General features: G+C 71.0%; 22 protein-coding genes and 2 pseudogenes. 11 read left to right on the top strand and 13 right to left on the bottom strand.

All coding sequences use genetic code 11. The features are described 5' to 3' along the window. Positions 1-163: 163 nt before the first annotated feature. The 5 genes from ABD993_RS12365 (at position 164) to ABD993_RS12385 (ending at position 5,462) form a co-directional block, all read left to right on the top strand. Positions 164-1,573 (top strand): MFS transporter, encoded by a 1,410-nt coding sequence (locus ABD993_RS12365; RefSeq protein ID WP_345416250.1) that lies wholly within the window; start codon positions 164-166, stop codon positions 1,571-1,573. Positions 1,574-1,969: 396 nt separating this feature from the next. Then, positions 1,970-3,154, top strand: a complete 1,185-nt coding sequence (locus ABD993_RS12370) for an acyl-CoA dehydrogenase family protein (protein WP_345416253.1) — start codon at positions 1,970-1,972, stop codon at positions 3,152-3,154. A 12-nt stretch (positions 3,155-3,166) separates the two neighbouring features. Continuing rightward, on the top strand, positions 3,167-4,063 hold the full coding sequence (locus tag ABD993_RS12375) for an alpha/beta fold hydrolase (RefSeq protein ID WP_345416256.1): 897 nt from the start codon (positions 3,167-3,169) through the stop codon (positions 4,061-4,063). After that, positions 4,063-4,956 carry a VOC family protein gene (locus ABD993_RS12380; RefSeq protein WP_345416258.1) on the top strand — a complete coding sequence of 298 codons (894 nt, stop codon included), beginning with the start codon at positions 4,063-4,065 and terminating at the stop codon, positions 4,954-4,956. The genes ABD993_RS12375 and ABD993_RS12380 overlap by 1 nt, the downstream gene beginning before the upstream one ends. Before the next feature lie 131 nt (positions 4,957-5,087). Further along, positions 5,088-5,462 (top strand): nuclear transport factor 2 family protein, encoded by a 375-nt coding sequence (locus ABD993_RS12385; RefSeq protein ID WP_345416261.1) that lies wholly within the window; start codon positions 5,088-5,090, stop codon positions 5,460-5,462. Between the two features lie 49 nt (positions 5,463-5,511). Here ABD993_RS12385 and ABD993_RS12390 read toward each other — a convergent pair whose 3' ends face one another. From ABD993_RS12390 to ABD993_RS12405, 4 genes are read right to left on the bottom strand one after another with little or no spacing between them, the layout of a single operon-like run. Continuing rightward, positions 5,512-6,294, bottom strand: a complete 783-nt coding sequence (locus ABD993_RS12390; RefSeq protein ID WP_345416264.1) for an SDR family oxidoreductase — start codon at positions 6,292-6,294, stop codon at positions 5,512-5,514. Then, positions 6,291-7,343: an NAD(P)H-dependent flavin oxidoreductase gene (locus tag ABD993_RS12395; protein ID WP_345416329.1), complete on the bottom strand. Its 1,053-nt coding sequence runs from the start codon at positions 7,341-7,343 to the stop codon at positions 6,291-6,293. Before ABD993_RS12395 ends, ABD993_RS12390 begins: the two co-directional genes overlap by 4 nt. An 8-nt stretch (positions 7,344-7,351) precedes the next feature. Beyond that, a complete protein-coding gene (locus ABD993_RS12400; RefSeq protein WP_345416267.1) occupies positions 7,352-8,164 on the bottom strand; it encodes a CoA-transferase subunit beta in 813 nt (270 codons plus the stop codon). After that, positions 8,161-9,009 (bottom strand): CoA transferase subunit A, encoded by an 849-nt coding sequence (locus ABD993_RS12405; RefSeq protein WP_345416270.1) that lies wholly within the window; start codon positions 9,007-9,009, stop codon positions 8,161-8,163. The genes ABD993_RS12400 and ABD993_RS12405 overlap by 4 nt, the downstream gene beginning before the upstream one ends. Before the next feature lie 344 nt (positions 9,010-9,353). Here ABD993_RS12405 and ABD993_RS12410 point away from each other — a divergent pair, with 344 nt between their 5' ends. Beyond that, complete coding sequence (locus ABD993_RS12410) at positions 9,354-10,217, top strand: IclR family transcriptional regulator (protein WP_345416273.1); 864 nt, start codon at positions 9,354-9,356, stop codon at positions 10,215-10,217. Between the two features lie 57 nt (positions 10,218-10,274). Then, positions 10,275-10,379 (top strand): annotated as a pseudogene (locus tag ABD993_RS12415) (hypothetical protein); the annotation flags it as partial. A gap of 181 nt (positions 10,380-10,560) precedes the next feature. Here ABD993_RS12415 and ABD993_RS12420 read toward each other — a convergent pair. The 4 genes from ABD993_RS12420 to ABD993_RS12435 all read right to left on the bottom strand — a co-directional run bounded on the left by ABD993_RS12420 (position 10,561) and on the right by ABD993_RS12435 (position 13,499). After that, on the bottom strand, positions 10,561-10,998 hold the full coding sequence (locus ABD993_RS12420) for a nuclear transport factor 2 family protein (RefSeq protein WP_345416276.1): 438 nt from the start codon (positions 10,996-10,998) through the stop codon (positions 10,561-10,563). A 429-nt stretch (positions 10,999-11,427) separates the two neighbouring features. Beyond that, positions 11,428-12,024: a TetR/AcrR family transcriptional regulator gene (locus ABD993_RS12425; RefSeq protein WP_345416279.1), complete on the bottom strand. Its 597-nt coding sequence runs from the start codon at positions 12,022-12,024 to the stop codon at positions 11,428-11,430. Further along, positions 12,009-12,866 (bottom strand): IclR family transcriptional regulator, encoded by an 858-nt coding sequence (locus ABD993_RS12430; RefSeq protein WP_345416282.1) that lies wholly within the window; start codon positions 12,864-12,866, stop codon positions 12,009-12,011. Before ABD993_RS12430 ends, ABD993_RS12425 begins: the two co-directional genes overlap by 16 nt. A 48-nt stretch (positions 12,867-12,914) precedes the next feature. Further along, positions 12,915-13,499, bottom strand: a complete 585-nt coding sequence (locus ABD993_RS12435) for a GMC oxidoreductase (protein ID WP_345416285.1) — start codon at positions 13,497-13,499, stop codon at positions 12,915-12,917. A gap of 238 nt (positions 13,500-13,737) precedes the next feature. On the opposite strand from ABD993_RS12435, the gene ABD993_RS12440 reads away from it, so the two are divergent. Next, the gene (locus ABD993_RS12440) at positions 13,738-13,893 is read left to right on the top strand and encodes a hypothetical protein (protein ID WP_345416288.1); all 156 of its coding nucleotides are present in this window, start codon (positions 13,738-13,740) and stop codon (positions 13,891-13,893) included. Between the two features lie 12 nt (positions 13,894-13,905). Here ABD993_RS12440 and ABD993_RS12445 read toward each other — a convergent pair whose 3' ends face one another. Then, positions 13,906-14,100: a hypothetical protein gene (locus ABD993_RS12445; RefSeq protein ID WP_345416291.1), complete on the bottom strand. Its 195-nt coding sequence runs from the start codon at positions 14,098-14,100 to the stop codon at positions 13,906-13,908. Between the two features lie 94 nt (positions 14,101-14,194). Between ABD993_RS12445 and ABD993_RS12450 the strand changes: the two genes are divergently transcribed. After that, positions 14,195-14,965, top strand: a complete 771-nt coding sequence (locus ABD993_RS12450; RefSeq protein WP_345416294.1) for an SDR family NAD(P)-dependent oxidoreductase — start codon at positions 14,195-14,197, stop codon at positions 14,963-14,965. 992 nt (positions 14,966-15,957) lie between these two features. On the opposite strand, the gene ABD993_RS12455 is transcribed toward ABD993_RS12450, so the two are convergent. Next, entirely contained in the window at positions 15,958-16,896 is a 939-nt protein-coding gene (locus ABD993_RS12455; RefSeq protein ID WP_345416297.1) for a transposase, read from the bottom strand. Between the two features lie 155 nt (positions 16,897-17,051). On the opposite strand from ABD993_RS12455, the pseudogene ABD993_RS36700 reads away from it, so the two are divergent. Beyond that, positions 17,052-17,573: pseudogene (locus tag ABD993_RS36700) on the top strand (CoA transferase); the annotation flags it as partial. A gap of 38 nt (positions 17,574-17,611) precedes the next feature. Next, positions 17,612-18,112, top strand: a complete 501-nt coding sequence (locus tag ABD993_RS12460; RefSeq protein ID WP_345416298.1) for a MaoC family dehydratase — start codon at positions 17,612-17,614, stop codon at positions 18,110-18,112. 67 nt (positions 18,113-18,179) lie between these two features. Here the strand turns inward: ABD993_RS12460 and ABD993_RS12465 are convergent, their stop codons facing one another. From ABD993_RS12465 to ABD993_RS12475, 3 genes are all read right to left on the bottom strand, one after another. Next, positions 18,180-18,716 (bottom strand): VOC family protein, encoded by a 537-nt coding sequence (locus ABD993_RS12465; RefSeq protein WP_345416300.1) that lies wholly within the window; start codon positions 18,714-18,716, stop codon positions 18,180-18,182. Between the two features lie 74 nt (positions 18,717-18,790). Then, a complete protein-coding gene (locus ABD993_RS12470) occupies positions 18,791-19,873 on the bottom strand; it encodes an acyl-CoA dehydrogenase family protein (protein WP_345416303.1) in 1,083 nt (360 codons plus the stop codon). 9 nt (positions 19,874-19,882) lie between these two features. Then, on the bottom strand, positions 19,883-21,064 hold the full coding sequence (locus tag ABD993_RS12475) for an acyl-CoA dehydrogenase family protein (protein ID WP_345416306.1): 1,182 nt from the start codon (positions 21,062-21,064) through the stop codon (positions 19,883-19,885). Between the last annotated feature and the right edge of the window lie 165 nt (positions 21,065-21,229).

Below are 21,229 nucleotides of genomic sequence, written 5' to 3' on the forward strand. Positions count from 1 at the left end.
GCGGCGACGACGGACCCGGCTCCGGCGGAGACCTCACGACGCCTCGACCTCGTTCGCGAGCGCACTGCCACCGTTCCCATCGTCGGACACATCAGGAGACCGTCATGACCGCAGCGTCACCGAAGACGCCCGAGACGGAGAGCCCTCAGGACCGTGGCGGGGGGTGGACGGCGGCGATCGTCGTCTCGTTCATCGCCATGGTCCTCGTCCAGGAGTACACGGCCCTCAGCTACACCACCGTCTCGATCGCCCTCCCCGACTCAGTGCGCACTTCGCCTCCACCCAGGGTGGATGGCTGCTGACCGGCTACATCCTCACGGGCGCGGTCATGAGCCCACTGCTCGGTCGGATGGCCGACATCTACGGCAAGCGTCTGATCCTGCTGCTCGTCCTCGGCCTCGCGGGCGCCGGTGGTGTCGTCGCAGCGCTGGCGCCGTCCATGGGTGTGCTGATCGCGGGCCGGTGCCTGGAGGGCCTGTCCATCGCAGGCATGTTCCTGTCCTACTCCCTGATGCGTGACATCTTCCCGAAGAGGATCCTGCCGCTCGCCATCAGTCTGTGCGTGACCGGGACGGGGATCTTCGGCGCGTTCATCCCACTGCTGGTCGGGGTCCTGCTGGAGAGGTTCGGTTTCCGCGGGTTGTTCTGGGTCGACGTGGCCGTGATCGTCCTGCTGTTCGTCGTCATCCTGCTCAGCACCCCGGAGTCGCCGCTGCGCAAGCCGGCCACCCTCGACGTGCTCGGCGGGTTCCTACTCGGCGGTGGGATCGCGCTGATCCTGATCGGGATCAGCCAGGGCCAGGCATGGGGTTGGAGATCCGTCGGCGTGATCGGGTTCGTGATCGCAGGCCTGCTGGTGCTCGGCGCCTTCTACCTCTGGTCGCGGCGACACCGCGACCCGGTCGTGGACCTGGTGGTCTTCACCCGCCGCCCGATCCTGATGGTCGCCGTGACCAGCGCGCTCGCCTATGCCGCGTTCACCCTGTCGTCGGCCCTGTACCCGCTGCTCTCGCTGGCTCCGCCGGGCAACGGCTATGGCCTGGGCTTGACGCCGACCGCCTATGCCGTGATCGCGACGCCGTTGTCCCTCGCGGTCGTCGTGGGTGGGTTCCTCGTCGGCAAGCTCGTAGGCAGGCTCGGCGGTCGCCGGTGGATGATCATCGGCTGCGTGCTGCTGCTGGTGTCCGGCCTGCTGCTCACCGTCTTCAACGACACCGTCGTCCAGCTCCTGATCAGCTCGCTGATCGCCGGGGCCGGGACGGGCATGACCATGGCGGCCGTGCCCAACCTCGTGGTCGAGTACGCACCGGCGGACGACCAGGGGTCGATCGCGGGCAGTGTGCAGGTGGCGACCTCCGCCTTCTCCAGCATCGCCCCGGTCATCATGTTCGCGTTCCTCGCGTCCGGCGCGACCATGACGGCGGCGGGCCCGCTCTACGCCGAGACCGGCTACCAGAGCACGGCGCTGCTGATGGCCGGCTTCGCGGCCCTCGCTCTGCTCCTGCTGTTCACGGTCTTCGCTCCTCGCTACATCAGTCGGTCCTTGAAGGCGACCGAATCCGTCACCGTCTGACCGACACGAACACACGGTTGCGCGGGCGTGCTCGGCACGTCGCTGGGGCGTCTCGCCGCGGCCACACAGATCCAGGTCGCGTGATGTCCGCGAACGGCGCGGCCGCTCCGCGCGGCAGAGGTCACGACCTGGGCGGACAGCGCCGACGTGATCGTCCTCGGGTACGGGGTCGCGGGAGCCGCGGCCGCGATGAGCGGCGTGGGTCGTCACCGTCTTCGGCGACCGCCTGGTCCTGCGGGCCAGGCGGTCGGTGGTCCTCGCGGTCGGCGGGTCCGCCTACAACTCGCGTACTCCACGAGGCTCCCGCTCACCGAGACATCGGTGGGCGCCCGCCCCGCCCCTCCCTACCGTGGGTCGGGTCGCAGGACGTCGACGAGGTGCAGCCAGGAGGCCGTGATGACCCACGAGATCGTGCAGCAGGTCGAGGCGTTGGCGCCCCGGCTGGCCGCCGCAGCGGACGAGACCGAACGCCTCGGCAAGCTCTCGAGCGAATCGGTCGCCGTCGTCCGCGAGGCAGGCGTGATGCGGATGCTGCAGCCCAAGGACCACGGCGGCTTCGCTGCGCACCCCCGGGACTTCGCCGAGGCCGTGATGGCGGTGGCACGCGTCTGCGGGTCGACCGGCTGGGTCTGCGGCGTCGGAGGGGTGCACCCGTGGGAGATGGCGCTGTGTGACCGGCGGGTCCAGGAGGAGGTCTGGGGAGACGATCCGGACACCTGGATCGCCTCGCCGTACATGGTCGGCGGTGTGGCTGTGCCGACCGAGGGCGGCTACACGCTCAGCGGGCACTGGCAGTTCTCCTCGGGGACCGACCACTGCGACTGGATCTTCCTCGGTGCGGCCGTCGGCGATGCGCAGGGCAACCCCCTCTCGCCCCCTCGCGTGCTGCACGTGATCCTGCCCCGGCGGGACTACACGATCGTCGAGGACTCCTGGAACGTGATGGGACTGTGCGGCACGGGATCGAAGGACATCCGGATCGACGGCGCGTTCGTCCCGGAGTACCGGACCATCGATGCCAACGAGGTCGCCCAGGGCGAGATCGCCGCCCAGCGTGCCGGTCGCTCCGAAACGCTGTACCGGCTGCCCTTCTGGTCGATGTTCCCCCTCGGCATCACGGCCGCCGTCGTCGGCATCACCGAGGGTCTGCTCACCGCGCATTACGGGTACCAGGCGGGCCGCACGATGGCGACCGGGGTGAAGGTGAAGGAGGACCCGTACTCGCTCTACGCGATCTCCGAGGCGGCGGCCGACATCGCCGCCGCACGCACCCAGCTTCTGGACGGGATCTCCCGGGCCTACGACCTGGCCGACGCCGGCAGACCCGTCACCTTCGAGCAGCGGGCGCTCATCCGCCGCAACCAGGTCAGCTGCGCCTGGCGCGCGGTGCGGGCGGGTGACCAGATCTTCGCCCGCTCGGGCGGGAACGCCCTGCGCACTGACAACCCTCTCCAGCGCTTCTGGCGGGACTCGCACGCCGGTCTGCAGCACGCGATCCACGTTCCCGGCTCGATCTACCACACGACTGCGCTCACGGAGATGGGCATCGAGCCCGCTGCGGCCCAGCGCATCCTCATCTGACACGGAGGACATGTGACCGCCACGGTCTCCCCCGACCTCACCGAACAGGGCACCAGCCGGACCCTCGACGGGCCGGACCCGATCCAGTACCACCTCGCCGGGTCGGGCCGAGCTCTGCTCCTGCTGCACGGCTCCGGACCCGGTGTGTCCGGATGGGCGAACTTCGGGCCCAACGTTCCGGCGTTCTCGGAGCATTTCCAGGTGGTGATCCCGGATCAGCCCGGCTTCGGCAAGAGCTACCGTCCGGACCTGTCCGTTCCCTACACCACCACGTCGATCGCCGCGATCCTCCGCCTGCTCGACGCCGAGGGGATCGACCGGGTCGACATCGTCGGCAACTCACTCGGCGGCGCGGTCGCCACCCAGCTGACCCTCGACCACCCGGACCGGGTGCGCAGGCTCGTCCTGATGGGCCCCGGCGGCATCTCGCCGCCGCTGCTCGCCCCCCTGCCCACCGAGGGCATCAGGCTCCTCGTGGAGTTCTGCGAGGACCCGACGCGCGAGCGGCTCGTCACCTGGATGCGCGCCATGGTCGGTGACCAGGCGTTCCTCACCGAGGAGCGGGTCGAGCGACGCTGGCAGACCGCCTCGGCGCCCGGGGGGACCGACTTCGTGCGGGACTTCTTCCGCGCGGCGATGGCCACCATGAGCAAGGGGCCGGGAACCGGGGTTCCCGTCTGGGCCCGGCTGCACGAGATCACCCAACCCACGCTGCTCACCTACGGCAGGGACGACCGGGTCACCCCGCTTGAGGGGGCCCTGCACCCGCTGCGCAACATCCGCAACGCCGAGCTCCACGTGTTCCCCAACTGCGGACACTGGGCCATGCAGGAGCGACAGCTCGAGTTCGAGCGTGTCGTGTCGGAGTTCCTTCTACGCCGCACCGAGAACCCTCTCGAGGAGAACTGATGTCTGACATTCGTGCACTCGGCTACGTCCGGGTCCGGGCGACCGATCTCGACGCGTGGCGGCGGTTCGCCTCGGCGATCGGGTTCGCCGTCGGCAGCGGCGCCGACGAGGGCGCGCTTCACCTCCGCCTCGACGAGCGCCCAGCCCGCATCGTGCTGCTGCCGGGAGACGACGACCGGGTCGAGGCGATCGGCTGGGAGGTCCGAGACGGCGCGGCGCTCGCCGCCGTCCAGTCCGTCGTCGAGGGCGCGGGCATCCCCGCGAAGCCCCTGGACCAGGAGACGTTGGACAACCGGCGGGTCGAGGCGGCGTTCGCGTTCGAGGCTCCCGGCGGCACCCCCGTGGAGATCTTCCACGGCGCCGCCCTGGACCACTCCCCCCTCGCCACCCCCTACGGCAACCGCTTCATCGCCGGTGGCCTCGGCCTCGGCCACGTCGTCGTTCCGGTGGACGACGTCGACCGGGCCTTCTCCTTCTACGCGGACACGCTGGGGTTCTTCTCGCGGGGTGCCTTCCGGCTGCCGCCCACCCCGGAGTGGGGTGGCAGGCGTCTGCGGTTCCTGGGCGTGAACCCTCGCCACCACAGCCTCGCCCTGATCCCGACCGACGCCCTCAAGTCGCCTGCGTTGGTCCACATCATGGTGGAGTGCGAGACCCTCGACGAGGTCGGCCGCGCGCTGGACCGCGTCACCGGGGCCGGCTTCCACCTCTCGGTCACCCTCGGTCGGCACACCAACGACAAGATGGTCTCCTTCTACGTCACCACCCCCGGAGGCTGGGACCTCGAGGTCGGCTGCGAGGGCGTCATGGTCGACCAGGACTCCTACACCGCGGAGGAGATCACCGCGGACAGCTACTGGGGACACCAGTACCAGGCGCCCGCTTCCACGTGAGACCGCACCTACCCGGCCGAGGCGGGGGGCCGCCGGCGTCCGTCCGCACGCCGGACGGGTGGCGCCTGCGCAGACGGCGGATCAGCCGCAGCTGACCCGTCCACCGCAGACCCCCTATCGAAAGGAACGACATGCCCAGCACCGACGAGATCCGCACCCTGGTCCTCCGCTACGTGGATCTCCTCCAGTCGGGGACCGGTGAAGAGCTCGCCTCGCTGTTCGCCGACGACGCCGTCGTCGAGGACCCGATCGGGACCGAGCCCAAAGTCGGCCACCAGGCGATCCTGGCCCACTACTCCGACGTTGCGGCCCGTGACACCCACAGCGAGATGCTGGCGTTGCGGGTGGTCGACAACGAGGCGGCGGCGAACTTCCGCGTGGCGATGAAGCTGCCCGACGGGCGGGCCATCGACGTCGAGCCCATCGACACGTTCGTCGTCGACGAGCGGAGCAGGATCACGTCCCTGCGGGTCTACCTCGGGGACGACGAGATCCGGGTCACCTGAGCGGCAGGCCCGGCCCGGACCCACCGGTCCGGGCCGGGCCTGCCGCCGGTCAGGCGTGCTGGCTGGAGACCGAGACGACCTCGCCGGTCATGTAGCTCGAGTAGTCGCTCGCCAGGAAGGCGATCACGTTCGCGATCTCCCAGGGCTCCGCCGCCCGACCGAACGCCTCGCGACCCGCCAGCTCGTCCAGCAGCTCGTCGCTCGTGACCTTGGCCAGGAACGGGTGGGCGGCGATGCTGGGTGACACGGCGTTGACCCGGATGCCCAGGTGGGCGACGTCGAGCGCGGAGCACCGGGTCAGCGCCATGACGCCGGCCTTCGCCGCAGCGTAGTGCGCCTGCTCCTTCTGCGCCCGCCAGCCGATCACCGAGGCGTTGTTGACGATGACGCCGGAGCCCTGCTCGGCCATCACGCGCAGCGCGGCCCTCGTGCAGCGGAAGGTGCCGTTGAGCGTCACGTCGAGCACCGACGACCACTGGGCGTCCGTCATCTCCAGAATGTTGACCGACCCGCCGAGCCCCGCGTTGTTGACCAGCACGTCCAGCCGGCCGAAGGCCTCGACCGTCGCGGCGACCATCTGCTGGACCTGGTCTTCGTCCGTCACGTCGCACACGACGGTGACGGGCTTCTCCCCCGTGACGTCGGCGAGGGCCTCGGCGGTCTCGGCGACTCTGCGCTCGTGCCGGTCGCTGATCGCGACGCGCGCGCCCTCCTCGAGACAGCGGCGAGCCGTGGCGGACCCGATGCCGGTGCCTGCCGCGGCGGTGACCAGAACGGTCCGGCCGGTGAGCAGCCCGTGCCCGGCGGGCGGGGTGGGAACGACGATGCTCATGCCAGCTCTCCCAGTCTCGACAGGATCTTCTGCGCGTCGGCGACGATGCTCTCGACCAGCTCGGCGCACGAGGGCAGCTCGTCGATCAGCCCGACGACCTGGCCGGTTGCGAGGCTCCCGAGCTCAACGTTCCCGTCCACCATCCCGGTCCGGATCATCATCGGGGTGTTCGCCGCCATCAGCAGCTGCCCCCAGGTCAGGTCGCGCTGGCGGCGCATCGCCAGACCCTGCCTGACGATCTCCGCCCAGGAGGACCCGACCTCCTTCTTCAGCGCGACGGCGCTGCCCACCGACCGGGCGAGCGCACGCGGGCCGCGGCCCTCCGCGGTGAGCCGCTCGACCAGCCGGGTCCGCAGCACCCGCTGCGGGACGCCGTCGATCAGGGTCGTGACCACGGTGCCGTCCACCCCCGCGGCGAGGTAGGCCTGTTTCACGCGGTCCGGGACCGTGCTGTCGGAGGTGAGCAGGAAGCGGGTGCCCATGGCGATGGCATCCGCCCCGTAGGCGAGCGCGGCGACGAGCCCGCGGCCGTCGAAGAACCCGCCCGCCGCGATCACCGGGATGTCCACGGCGTCCACGATCTGCGGCAGCAACAGGGTCGTCGGGACGGCGCCGGTGTGCCCACCGCCCTCGCCGCCCTGCACGAGCACCGCGTCGGCTCCCCACGCCGCGACCTTCTCCGCGTGCCGCCGCGCCCCGATGGACGGGATCACGACGATCCCCGCGTCCTTGAGCAGGCCGAACACCGACTGCGCGGGCGCGAGAGCGAAGGAGGCCACAGGGACCTCAGCCTTGATCAGCTCCCTGGCACGGTCCTCGACGTCCGGTGCGGTACCGACGAGGTTCACCCCGAACGGCTTGTCGGTGCGCTCCCGGATCGCGCGGATGCCGGCGACCATCTCCTCGCGACTGAGCGTGCCGCTGGCGAGGATGCCCAGCCCACCTGCCTCGGCCGTCGCAGCGGTGAGCTCGGGACCCGAGACCCAGCCCATGCCGGTCTGGACGATCGGGTAGCGCACCCCGGTCAGCTCGGTGACACGAGTGCCCAGCGAGGAGATCACGGCGCCTTGACCTCGCGTTCGCGCAGTCCGGCGGGGTCGATGACCTCACGGATGAGCCGGAGCTCCTCGGCCGTGGGCGCCGGCGTCACGCCGACCTCGTCCGCCATGGCGAGCTCGAAGCCCGTGGCCTCGACGACCTGCTCGATGCTCACTCCCGGGTGCGTGGTGACCAGGCGCATCGCCCGGTCCGGCCCGTTGAAGTCCAGCACCGCCATGTTGCTTACGACGCGCCGCAGGTCGAGGAACTCCGCGGCCGTCCGGCCTGCCGCCGACGCCCGGTCGTAGCCGATGCCGCAGACCACGTCGACCTGCTCGACGAGCACCCGGGGGCTGTGCCGCCCGACCCAGTAGCTCGTGGCGTGGTTGACCGTGTTGCCCGGCGCCCCGCGCATGCCGAGCAGGGCCCGCTTCGGCCGATCGAAGTCGCCGATGGCGGACAGGTTGGCGCTACCGAAACGGTCCAGCTGCACGGGTCCCATCATCACGTGCCTGCGGCCCGCCCAACAGATGTCGAACACGGCCCGATAGGGCAGCCAGCCCTCGATTCCGGGCGGGGCGTCCCCGACGGCCCACACCCCCTCGGCCAGGCTCGCCTCGCCGTCCGAGAGCAGCAGGTCCGGGTCGGTGGTGGCTCGGGCGAGCCGGGCCCCGATCGAGGGGATCAGGGTGATCGGGCTCGCGAGGATCTCGCCGTCGCCCTCCCACGCCCGCGCACACGCCACCGCACAGACCTCGGCCAATGTGGCCGAGCCGAGGGACGCCGACGCCGACGCCGACGCCGACGCCGACGCCGTGACGGTCTCGGTCATGCCATCGCCTCCACACTCCGCTGATAGTGCTGCTCGTCGCCCGCCAGGTAGTCGTCGACGAAGGCCCGCCACGTCTCCGGGTCACGCGCGGCCTGCGCGTAGGCGGTCTGGAAGGCCTCGTCCCGCGCGTAGTCCGGCTCACACGACGTGAAGTGCGCGCCGTTCGGGGCGTGGACCACGCCATGGGTGTGCCAGCGCTGGAGGAGCAGGGTCTGGGGCGGGCCACCCGCCAGGAGCTCGGCCGTGGGGACGATCTGCTCGGCCGAGACGTACGCGCGTTCGGCGGCCTGACAGAACAGGTCGTCGAAGTAGGGGTCGATCCCCAGGTACTGGGCGTTGCCCGCGGTGTCCGCGCGGTTCATGTGGACCAGGGCGGCGTCGAGCTCCAGAGCGGGCATCGCCACCAGCTCCTCGTCACCGTAGGGCGAACGGACGGTCCGCAGGTCCGGGTTCGAGCGGAAGACGTCCGACGCGAGACCGGCCCTCGTCGGCAGGAAGGGCAGGCGATTCGCCGCTGCACGCAGCCCCCACTGCACCATGCCCTCGTCGTACTCGGTGAACCGCGTCTGACCCCGTTCGCGAGCCGCCCGGAAGTGTGGCTCGAGCGGGATCGAGTCGAGGGAGACGAAACCGTAGACGAGGTGTCGGACCTTCCCCGCGGCGAGCAGCAGGCCGACGTCCGGGCCCCCGTAGCTCACGACGGTCAGGTCCTGCAGGTCCGAGCGCAGGATCTCCCGCACCAGCGACATGGGCTTCCGTCTCGAACCCCAGCCGCCGATCCCGATCGTCATCCCCGACCTCAGCCGCGCGACGACATCGGCCTCGGTCATGAGCTTGTTGGCCATGCCCGTGCTCCTTCCGCACTCTCTCGGAAGGCGACCGTACACAATCAAGCAAGCGTTTGGTCTGCGGTCGTTCGAGTGCACCACCATGGTCAACCCTCCTCAGCGACGGGGCCAGCCCGATCCTGCTCAGCGAGACACCCGGTCGCCACACGCCGCGCGGGGACCACTGCACCCGTCGGGGATCACCGCCGACGACCGGCGCATCCATTGCTGCTGAAACAAGCGCTTGGTAAGGTCGCTGGCGATGACCTCGGGGCGGTCAGAGATAGCGACATGCGTCACAGTCGACTGTTACGCTGCGAACTAGAAGCAGTTTCAGTCTTCATTCATGGAGGAGTGAGGGCATGACATCAGTCGAGCACTACAGCGCCACCAGGCCGGGTCCGGCGCCGGCTCCCTGCCCGCCGACCTCCATGATCGGCCGTATCACGCTGATCATGGATCTCTTCGCGGACAACCCCGCCCAACGCTTCTCGCTCGAGGAGGTCTCGAGGCGGACGGGCCTGCCCCGATCGTCGACGCATCGCGTCCTCGAGCAGATGTCGAACCTGCAATGGGTGAACCGGTATCCGTCCGGCTACGGGCTCGGCACCCGGGTTCGCGGGCTCGACGTCCGGGTGGGCACCACCGGCGCCCTGCGTTCGGCCGCCGCCCCGATCCTCCACGAACTGGCCATGCTGACCGGGATGGTCACCCACCTCGCGGTGCTGGACTGGGCCGAGATCGTCTATCTCGACAAGGTCGGCGGCCGACACGCCGCCGACGTCCCCTCGCGTGTCGGCGGACGCGCGCCTGCCCACTGCACGGCACTCGGCAAGGCGATGCTCGCCCTGCTGCCTCCGGAGCAGGTCGACGCCCGGTTGGCGGGGCGGCTCGACGCCCCCACCCGGCACACCATGGCCGATCCGGGGTCGCTGCACCATGAACTCGGTCGGATCCGGCTGCGGAAGGGCCTCACGTTCGAGCGCGGCGAGTGTTTCCCCCACATCGGCTGCGTGGCCGTCGGCATCCCGGGTCCGGAGGGGCCCATCGGGGCGCTGTCGCTCGTCGGCGGGGTGAAGGCCCCCCTCGAGCGGGTCGCGCCACTGGTGGTGGACGCCGCCCGTAGGGCCGCGCGCGACATGACGGCCGTCGCGGACGTCGTCCGGGCGGGCGAGCCCCGTCTCGAGCTGGTCCGGCGGCAGGGCGAGCCGGTGCGCACGGGATAGCGGGGCGGGCCGCTCGGCCCCGCGGCAAGCTGTCGACAGAGTCGGTCGCCGTTATCGGTGGTCGAGGCGGCCGACCGGATCTTCGCCCGGTCCGGTGGGAACTCGCTCAGGCTCGACGACCCGGTCCAGCGCTTCTGGCGAGACGTCCATGTCGGGCTGCAGCACGCGATCCACGTCACGGGTCCGACCTACCACACGACCGCCCTCACCGAGAGGGGAATCGATCCGCCACCGGCCCAGACGTTCATGAGGGTGCTCGGTCAGGCCGGTTCGGCCGCCCGAGCACACGCTCCTACGGTGTCGGGCCGCTCGGGGGCCTGGTCTGTGCTCCGCGCGGTCACCCCTAGCCGCGTGACACCTTGCGGATCCGCATCCGCCACCCGTCCGCAGTGCGCACGAGCTCGTCGTCGTACCGACCGATGGAGTGCAGCCGGGGCGTGGAGTCGGTCTCGACGTAGTACCGCCAGTAGGCCCGGCTGCGGGCCCTGTCCGGGCCGTCGGGTTCGATGTCGAAGGTCGAGACCACGTGTCGGGTGTTCGTCCCCGGCCCCTGGATGCCCTTGTCGCGGCGCTGCTGTGCGCCCGCCACCAGGGCGGCCGACCCCCTGATGGGCTCCTCGGAGATGTCCACCGTCGGCTGTCGCGGCGGCCACCACTCGGCGTCGTCGATGAAGCAATCGCGATAGTCCGCCAGGTCGCCGGTGTCGGCGAGGTGGGCGATCCGGCCGAGAAGGCTCTGGATCGCGACGTGGTCATTCGCCCAGCCGTTGTCGTCGGTCATGTCAGCTCCGTCCGTCTACTCGTGTGAGGTCGTCCGACCGCGCCGGCACGCCGCCCGCGGGGTCGAGATCGGCGAGCACCCGGTCCAGGATCGCACCGGTGGGTTCAGGGCCCACCCGGGATCCCGTGGCAGCGCGACCGAGGCCACCGCCTTCAGCTCGCCCGCCCGGCCGCTGCCGCGGTCTTCGGCGCCCGTCTCGTTCCCCTGACCATCCCGCTCCTTCGATCTCGGCCACCGTCCCGCCCCGCCGGACCGCCGGAGCGCTCCGTTTCCGAGGCCACCGGCGCCCCACCACGCGTGTGGGAGCGGACGCTAGGCCGGTGGGCCACCGTGTGGCACCGCCGATCCCACTGACCAGGACGGCCAGCGGCCGGGGACAGCGCAGCGCCTTCACCAGTCGAAGGGTGGCTCCGCCGAGAAGCTCTCGCCTCAGGCACAGTTCGCCAGCAGCAGACGGGCTGCCAGCCGGATCTCCCCCTCGCCCTCGGCGGGCGTGGTCTTCCCGTCGATGATCGACACGAACACACCCCACCAGGCGTACTGGAGAAGCTTGACCCGGTTGCATTCCTCTTCGGTGGGGTCGTGTGCGTTGATGGCCCTGAGGATGCTCTGTCTCAGCGGCAGCTGCTGCATGGCGACCTCTGAGAGGCTCGCCGTCACGTAGCCCGCCGTCGCGCACTGGATCATGGCGGCGGCCAGACGCGGACGTGTCGCAAGGCGCCGCGTGAGGAGGACGAGGTGCTCGCCGACCTCGCCGACCGCGTCCGGGCCCGGCGGCGACACCCAGCTCGCTGCAAACCGGTGAAGCTCTTCGTAGAGGACGATCGAGTACAGCTGCGACTTCGAAGGAAAGTAGCGATAGAGGGTGCCGATGGCGACGCCTGCCCCCTTGGCGATGTCCATCATCTGGACCCGGTCGAAGCCGTCCCGCTCCCCCAGCTCGGCTGCGACGGAGAGCACTCTCTGTCGCCGCTTCGACTGCACCGGGCCGACAGGCTCGGCCGGAGCCCTCAGAACCGTCGGCATCCTTGCCACGTCCGCCTCCGCTCAGACTCCACGTGCGCCAGGTCGCCCCACCGACCGATCATAGGCCCGAACAGTTCATGGGACACCGCCCGAGCGGCCGCGACCAATGGGGGCGCCACCCGCTCGAGAGACGAATCCACTTCTCCCACGAGGGACATGGCAGCCATCGAACCATTCGATCCGCGGATGCCGACAGAGACGCACCCGATGTGCGGGAAGCATTCGCCACGTTCGAACGTCACGCCCTTGCGCACGCGGATTCGATGAAGCTCGCGATGCAGGTTCTGCGGGTCGCCGATGCTCTGCCGGGTCGGCGTGTCGAGCCGCCCCCCGATCGTCGCCTCGACCTGGTCAGGACTCAGCCAGGCCAGCATCGCCTTGCCCAGCGCCGTGCAGTGCGCCAGTGCGCGTCCGCCCACTCTCGACGGGACGTCCGCGGTCGACCTCCCTCCGACCCTGTCGAGGTAGACGACATCGGGACCGTCGAGCACTGCGAGGTGCGCGACCATCCCGGTGGCGAATGCCAGCTCGTGAAGGTGCGGCGCCGCCGCTGCGCGGAGTGCGGTCGCGCCGGCGACGTCCCCCATCCCCGGCACCCGGGATCCGAGGCCATAGCCGGCCGCCGATCGGCAGGCCCATCGCAGCTGCACCATCTGTTCGAGGATCCTGTGTGCCGAGGACCGCGGGAGTCCGGTGCGCCTCGACACCTCTTCCAGCATGAACCGCTGGCCCGGTCGTTCGACGAACAGGTCCAGGATGAGCGTGACGCGCTCGATCATGGATGACGGCGGCTCCGCGGCCGATACCGCGGCCGCACCACCGAACTGCAGTACAGAGCTCATGCCCCACTCCTCCATGAATGAAGACTGAAATCAATTACAGTTCGCACGCTAGCAGTGACCTGCGCCACCCACCAGGGGGAGTCCTCGACGACGCGCCCCGACGACCGGGATGCACTGCCCGCGGCCGGCGTCCTGGAAGAACGCAGCCACTCGCTCCCCGATCATCACCGCCGTGGCGGCCGGGCCTCGGCTGGTCACGTGCGGCATCACCGACGTGTCGACGACCCTCAGTCCCTCCACCCCGCGGACCCGGCAGTACTGGTCGACGACCGCGGCCTCGTCGCCGTTCGGGCCCATCCGGCAGCTCGAGGACCTGTGGACCGCGGTCTGCAGGTGCGACCTCATCCGCCGATCGAGGTCGGCGTCCTGCTTCAGGACGACCGGGTCCGGGTCCGTCCTGGCCTCGACCAGACCGCGCCACCGTCCCGGCCAACAGGTCTCGCTTCGCCGCCTCCCTGAGGGTGGGGTTGTCGCGGACGAACGCCAGGGACTCCTCGTAGGTGTCCTTCCCGGGGTAGTGCCGTCTCGCATGCACGTCCCACCCGATGTTGCCTGGAAGCGCGTGACGTCGCTCGCCCAGAGCAGCCGGGAGGAGCCGAAGGCGTCCACGAGGCTTCCGAGCAGCTCGTTCATATCCGCGAAGGGATGGGGAAGGTCCGGGTGCCGGGCGAGGACGGCGCCGATCCCCTCCACGTCCGCGGCGGCCGAGCCATCTCACCACCGGTCCGCCGCCCTCGAGGGGTGCGTACCAGTGAGCGAGACTGAAGGCCGACGATGCCGCGTTCCCGGTGAGTGGATTCGAGCTGGAGGACGCAGGCGCAGCCTGGTCACCTTGTCTCGACGGTCCGCCCTGAACGAAAAGGAGCTGCGAGTGAGACTCGGCCTGAGCGCGCCCGTCGTCGTCCACATCCCCAGCGCGTCCCGGGACTGGGAGAAGACGGCAGGCATCGCCGAGATCGCCGGGTTCGCAGTGGCCGCCGACCGACTCGACTTCGAGTACCTGACCTGCAGCGACCACGTCGGGTGACACCGGACGTGCTCAGGAGAAGTCTCGCTCACCACCCCCGTCGCCCCGGACTTCGAGGTCTTCGTCGCGACGGTGGACGTCTTCGATCCCGGCGGCCACCCCGAGGAGGTCGAGTCTGCTGTCGCCGAGCTCGCCGAGGCGGGGGCCACTGTGGTGGCTCCGCGACTGCGTCACGAGTCCGCGGCTCACTGCGTCGAGCAGCTCCATGCCCTCGCCGAACTGCCCTGCTTCACACCCAGATGATCAAGCAAGCGCTTGATATAGTCGTCTTCCCTACTCCTCACAGCCTACGGAGGCCTTCATGCCGGAAGCGACCTGGAAGCCTGGTGCCGTCGTCGTCACCGGCGGCACCGGCGGAATCGGTGCCGCCATCTGCCGCCAGTTCGCCGAGCTGGGCGTCGACGTCGCCTTCACCTACCGCAGCCGCACCGAGGAGGCGCACGAGCTGGCCGGGGAGCTCCGCTCGAGCGGGGTCAGGGCGGAGGCCGCGGCGGTCGACCTCATCGACGCCGAGGCCACGGCCGAGTACCTCGGCGGCGTCGCGGAGACGTTCGGCGGTGTCCATACGGTGGTCCACGCCGCCGGGCCGCACATCCCCATGGTGCACCTGTCGACGGTGCCGCCCGCGCAGTTCCGGTCGGCGGTGGACGGCGAGGTGACCGCGTTCTTCACCCTGGTGACCGCCGCTCTGCCCGAGCTGCGCCGCACGGCGGGCTCAGTCGTCGCGGTCACCACCGCGGCGACCTCGCGCTACCCGGTCCGAGACGGGCTCTCGGCGGGTCCCAAGGCGGCGGTCGAGTCGCTGGTGCGGGCATTCGCGGCCGAGGAGGGCCGCTTCGGCGTACGCCTCAACAGCGTCGGTCCGGGCATGCTGACGGACGGGATGGCGGACCGCCTCATCAGCACCGGCGAGCTCGACGAGCGGGCGCTGGCCGTGACCCGCGGCAACATTCCGCTACGTCGGTTCGGCAGAGCCACCGACATCGCCGAGGCGGTCGTGTTCCTCGCCTCCGACCGTGCGGGCTTCATCTCGGGCCAGAAGCTGGACGTGGACGGCGGGTACGGCGTGTAGCCGTCCCGCCGGGGCGATCGCCCCCACACGCTCGACGTCGGTCATCGGGTGGTCGGCCATCGGGGCCACCACCGCAACGGGGGCCGGCACGAGGAACAGCGCCTTCAGCCCCCCGACCTCGGCGATGATCCCGGCGCCCGCCAGTCCGAACGTGCCGCCGAGACCGAGGGGGCGCTGCCGAACGACACTCCGACCGCGCGGTGCCTCCCGGAGCATCGCCTTCGCCGTCGAGCTCCAGCAGGGCCGGGTCAATTGCACTCTCAAGTACGCCATCACCGAGGCCGGTTCGCGAGCCCTCGCCGAGTGGGCGGAGCGGTCGGAGACGGAACCGCTCATGACGAACACCGTGATCCTCCGGCTCTGGCTCGGACGGCGAGCGGACAACGCCCATCTCGTCCTGCAGGCCCTCGAACAGCACATCCAGCAGGTGAAGGGCGAGCTCGCCGCAGTCGACGAGCAGATCGCGAAGTCCGAGGAGCTCTCCCGAGCGCCGCACCGCGCTCGCCTCGGCGCCGGAGGACGCCGACCTGCGCACCCAGCTCTCGCGCTCGGCCTGGCACCGCGGCGTGCTGCGCTACAGCCGCCGTGGCTACGAGGACGAGCTGCGCAACTCCGCCGAGCTGCTGAACGAGTGTTCGCGCGGAGGTGGCGAAACCCGCGGCGGACCCGGGCCGGGGTCAACCGGCCCGGGTCGGCAGGTCTCTCCCATGGCCGTCGCAGGTCGGCGGCGAGGGGCCGGGCCAGCCGTAGCTGGGTGTACGCGGCGACGATCAGCCAGGTCCAGCGGTCCGCCGCGTCGGGTGTGCGGATCTTCGGCACGGTCCAGCCCAGGGTCTGTTTGAACAACCGGAACGTATGTTCGAGGTCGAAGCGGCGCAGGAACGCCTGCCACCACCGGTCCACATCCGCGGCGGTGGCGCCGACGCCCGAGGACCACAGCCACACCGGTTTCGGGGCGTGATCCCCGGGCAGCCGTTCGACCTGCAGCCGGATCAGGGTACCGGAGATGACCGACAACTCGCCGACGTGATCGGCGCAGACGCCTCGGTGGGCCAGGCGGGGGTAGAGCCCGTCCCAGCCGGTGGCCACGGCCCGGCCGTAGCGGGTGGTGTCGGTGTGGGTGGTGTGCGTCGGAGCCCACCAGGTGTCGGGCCTGGACAAGGCGAAGTCCGGGCGGTGCCGCGGCGGACGCCCCGTCGCTCGGGTGACGCGCAGGGTGCGGGGCCGCGTAGCACCCGGTCCGAGCGCAGCCGGCCGAGCAGTTCCACCGGCAGATCCGCCAGCACGTGGGCGAGGCGGGTGATGTCGTAGCCGGCGTCGGCGACGATCAGGATCGGCAGATCCCCTGCCCGCCACTGCCCGGCAGCGGTCGGCCGGTCGACGACCTCACGCAGCTGGGCGGCGGTCACCGCGGTCTCATCGTCGGCGGGGCCGAGCCGGACCACATCCAGCATCGCCGTCCACGAGGTGCGGCCGGGTTCGAGGGCGGCGACGAACGAGTACGGCCAGCCCGGGATCATCTGGGCGTTGCCCTTCCCGCGACCGTAGACATGACAGAACAGCCGATCCGCACTGGTCGGGGCATCCGAACGCAGCCACGGGCTGACGTCGACGGCGAGCACGATCCGCCCGTCGGCGGCCCGCGGCAGCGCCAGCCCGGCCAGGGCCCGGCGCAGCCGCTGCGGCTCGACCCGACCGCACGCGAGAGCGTCGTACATCGCGCCGTGCCCCCGGCGGTGCTCGCCCACCAAGGTCAGCTCGGGCAGGGACCGGACCGGGCCGTCCGCGCACAGGACGGCGTCACACAGCTCGAACAGTGCATCCTCCCGCGCCGTGGCCGACCGGCAGAACTCCCACCGGAACCGGCCCAGATCACCCGGGCGGACCCGGGTGTCACCCGCGCCGGTGCTCGACTCATCGGTCACACTCATCATCGCGGCCACCGCCTTCGTCTTCGAGCTCTGTGAGAGGAACCCGAAGAGGATCAAGCGGTGGCCGCGCCCATGCCCGGTCGACACGCCGCACGAGCTGCCTCAACTCGACGACACCGGCACCCCGAGGTTAAAGACCAAGCTCAGAGCGCACCGGCAACCGGTCGCCGTACAAGGTCGCGGCGCCGCACGGCATCGACCGGTGCTCAGGCACCGACCGGTGGCTGGCGATCGCCTGCTTCACCGAGACGGACTGCCGGGCGCTCACCGCCGTCGCCTGCAACGAGGAGTGGCGGCGAGACCCGCGCCTCGCCGACCGCATCGAGCACCAGGAGGAGCTCGACGGCGTGGTCTCGGCGTGGACCTCGCGCCACGACCGGTACGACCTCATGCACCGGTTGCAGGCCGCGGGCGTGGCCGCCGGGGTGTGTCAGACCGCCGAGGACCGCTGCCCGACCGACCCCCGTCTCGCCGAGCTGCCGAGGTCACCGGGACCAGGATCGGGACCTGGCCCGTGGCTGAGGTGGCGGGTAGGCTCAGCGAGTCGCCCGCCCACATCGGCGGAGCCGTGGACCGTGGCGCCCCGTGCTGCGGGGAGGACGACGAGTACGTCCTCGGCGAGATCCTCGGAAACACCACCCCAGATCGACCGGTTCCGCGAGGACGGCGTCATCTGACGCCTCTGCGAACCCGCCCACCCGAGAAGGAGCCCCCGATGACGTCGGCCGACACCGACCACGCCCCGCTGGAGGAGCCCGCCGCACCCCTCGTCGTCGACGGCCTCGACGGCCTGCGGCAGGCGGTCGGCGCCCCGCTGGGACCGACCGCCTGGCTCCGCATCGACCAGGGCCGCGTCGACGCCTTCGCCGAGGTCACCGGCGACCATCAGTGGATCCACGTCGACCCCGAGAGGGCGCGGGACTCCGCCTTCGGCGGCACCATCGCGCACGGCTACCTGACCCTGTCGCTGTGCAACTTCTTCCTCCCGCAGCTGCTCACGGTGCAGAGCGTGAGCATGGGTGTGAACTACGGCTCCGACAAGGTCCGCTTCCCCTCGCCGGTCCGGGTCGGCAGCCGGATTCGCGGGAGGGGCGAGATCCTCGGCTGCGAGGACGTGCGTGGCGGCGTGCAGGCCACCATTCGAGTGACCGCCGAGGTCGAGGGCGTCGACAAGCCCGCGTGCGTCGTCGAGACGCTCAACCGGTGGCTCGCCTGACCGGCGTCACCGGACGGCGTCCGGTCGACCGACGTGGCGCCCGCGCAACCCGCGGACGTCACGTCGGTCAGTTCCGGCCCGCCATCGCGGCCGCCACCCGGGCGATCAGCTCGCGGTCCCGGCGTGGTCCGCCCGGGGTCGCCGCCCCGTAGCGCTCGATCTCGGCCGCGAGGTCCAGAGGCCGGGTCGGCGGGGTGCCCGGCACCATCTCGGCGCTCAGGAGCTCGTCCGGCACGAGCCAGGTCATCTCGAACTCGTTGCCGTCGGGGTCTCGCGCATAGAGGGCCTTGGTCGCGGCGTGATTCGCAGCCCCGGTCAGTGCACCGGCTGCGTGCAGTCGATCCCTGGCGGCGGCGAGGTCGCCGAGGGTCGCGACCTCCCAGGCCAGGTGGTACAACCCCACCGCGCCGTCTGCTGGACGCGGCGACGTCGCCGTGAACAGCCCCAGGTCGTGGTCGTTGGGCGACGCCTTGCCTCGGAGGAAGGCCACGCCGGGAAAGCCCCCGGGCAGGAGGTCGAAGCCGACGACGTCGACGTAGAAGTCGACGCTTCGCTGGACCTCTGAGACGAACAGGACGGCGTGGTTGAGGCTGCGGACGGACATCGTGGAGCTCCGGACTCGGTCGAACGTCTGATGACCGTAGAGCGCCGGCATCCCGCCACCGAGCGTCCTCCCGGTCATCGGGAGGACGCTCGGTCCGAGGAACGGTCCCTCGGCCCCGTCGCCCACAAGCCGAGCCCAGCTCGTTCCGAGACCAGCCCACGCGCCCAGGACCGACCTCCGAAGAGCAGTCCGGTCGACGTGGCCCGCTTGAAGTAGCGGTGGGCGGGGTGCTCCCAGGTGAAGCCGATCCCGCCGTGCAGTTGGATCATCTCCCCAGCGACCCGGCGGAAGGCCTGGGCCGCGTACACCTTCGCCAGTGGTGCGGTGACCGACCCCCCTCGGGGCTCGTCGTCCGACCCCACCGCCCACAGGGCGTACCACGCCGTGGACGTGGCGGCCTCGACGAGGACCGCGAGGTCGGCGCACCGGTGCTGGAGGGCCTGAAACGACCCGATCGGGGCGCCGAACTGCACCCGGACCTTCAGATGCTCCACCGTCATGTCGAGGCAGGAGCGAGCGGCGGCGGCGCTCTCGACTGCGACCGCCGCGAGGAGAAGGTCGTGTGCACGGGCCACGTCGGCGGCATCACCCACCTCGGTCGCCTGCGCACCGTGCAGCGCGATCCGCGCCAGCGGGCGGGACTGGTCCAATGTGGGCAGTGTCGTCGTCTCGGCCCGGTCGGCGTCCCGGCGGACCGCCGCCAGGACCGCTGTCCCGTCGACCGTCACCGGAGTGAGCACGACATCGAGCCGGGGCCCGTCGACGACATGGTCGAGCACACCGTCGATGCGGAGGCCCTCGTCCGTCCGGGCCGCGACCGGTGGGGTCGTGCCCGGGCTCGCGAGGCCGCCGACCAGCCTGCCGTCGGCGAGATCGGGCAGCAGCCCGGTGTCGCGTCCCGCCGCCGACCGCGCGAGGACCGTCCCCGCCACCATCGTCTGCAGGAAGGGGACCGGCGCGAGCACCCGACCCAGCTCACCGACGACGATGCCCAGCTCGATCGTCGACCCGCCGGCGCCGCCGACCTCCTCGGGCACGGAGATGCCCGCGAGGCCCAGCTCGGCCGTCAGGCGCTTCCACAGCTGCGCGTCGTCCTCCCTGGCCAGCACGTCCCGGAGAACCTGCTGCAGGTCCCGCTGCTCGGTGGAGAAGGTCACGTCCACTCGTCACACACTCCCGCGGGGAAGGCCCAGCATCCGCTGCGCGATCACGGTGCGTTGCACCTCGTTCGAGCCGCCGTAGATGGTGTCGGCCCGGGTGAACAGGTAGAGCCGCTGGGCGGCCGTGAGCTCGCCGTCGCCGAAGCCGGCCGCGACCGCGCCCGCGGCGCCTGCCACGTCGATCGCGAGCTCGCCGAGGTTCCGGTGCCACTGCGCCCACATCAGCTTGGCCACGTTCGCCTCGCTGCCAGGGGTGGTTCCCGCCGGGGCGCCGAGCGTCATGACCGCCGAATGTCGCAGGACCTGCAGCTCCATCCAGGAGTCCAGCAGGCGGTCGGCGACCACCGGGTCCTCCGCCGCGCCGTTGGCCCTGGCCGTGGCCAGAACGTCGTCGAACTCCCGGGCGAAGCCCATCTGCTGGCCGAAGGTCGACACCCCGCGCTCGAGCGCGAGGGTGCCCATGGCGACCTTCCAGCCCTGCCCGGGCTCCCCCACGACGTCCGCCTCGGCGGCCCGAGCGTCGTCCAAGAACACCTCGTTGAACTCGGAGGTGCCGGTGAGCTGGATGATCGGCCGGACCTCGATGCCCGGCTGGTCCATCGGCACCAGGAGGTAGGACAGCCCGCGGTGTCGCGTGGACTCCGGCTCGGTCCGGGCGAGGACGAAACACCAGTCGGCCTCGGTGGCGAGCGAGGTCCACACCTTCTGCCCGTCGATGTGCCACTCGCCGTCCCGAAGCGCGGCCCTCGTCGACACCGCGGCGAGGTCGGACCCGGCACCGGGCTCCGAGTAGCCCTGGCACCACAGGCTGGTGCCGTCGAGGATCCCCGGCAGGAACCGCCGACGCTGCTCGGCGGTCCCGAACATCAGCAGGGTCGGCCCGAGGAGCTGCTCCCCGATGTGCCCGACCCGGCCGGGGGCGCCCGCGCGGGCGTACTCCTCGTAGAAGATCACCTGACGTTCCCAGGACAGACCCCGGCCGCCGTCCGACTCCGGCCAGCCCAGGCCGATCCAGCCATCGCGACCGAGCCTGCGTTCCCACCCTTTGCGGGCCTCGAGGTGCTCGTGCTCGCGGCCGGGCCCGCCTGCGCCGACCAGCTCGGCGAACTCGCCGGTCAGGTTGGCCGCGAACCACGCCGCCACCTCGCTGCGGAAGGCCTCGTCGGCGTCGTCGAAGCGAAGGTCCATCTCAGTTCGCCCCGCAAGCCGGGATCGCCCCCACGTCGTCGGCCATCTGACCAGCTCCATCCGTTCCGCGCACGGCTCCGCCCTGCGGTACCCGACCAATCGCTTGTTCGAGGGTAGCCGAATCCTCCTCGCCGGTGGCTGCGTCGCGCTCGTCACTCCCGCTCA

The sequence above is a fragment of the Pseudonocardia xishanensis genome, assembly GCF_039541715.1.
Taxonomy (GTDB): Bacteria; Actinomycetota; Actinomycetes; order Mycobacteriales; family Pseudonocardiaceae; genus Pseudonocardia; species Pseudonocardia xishanensis.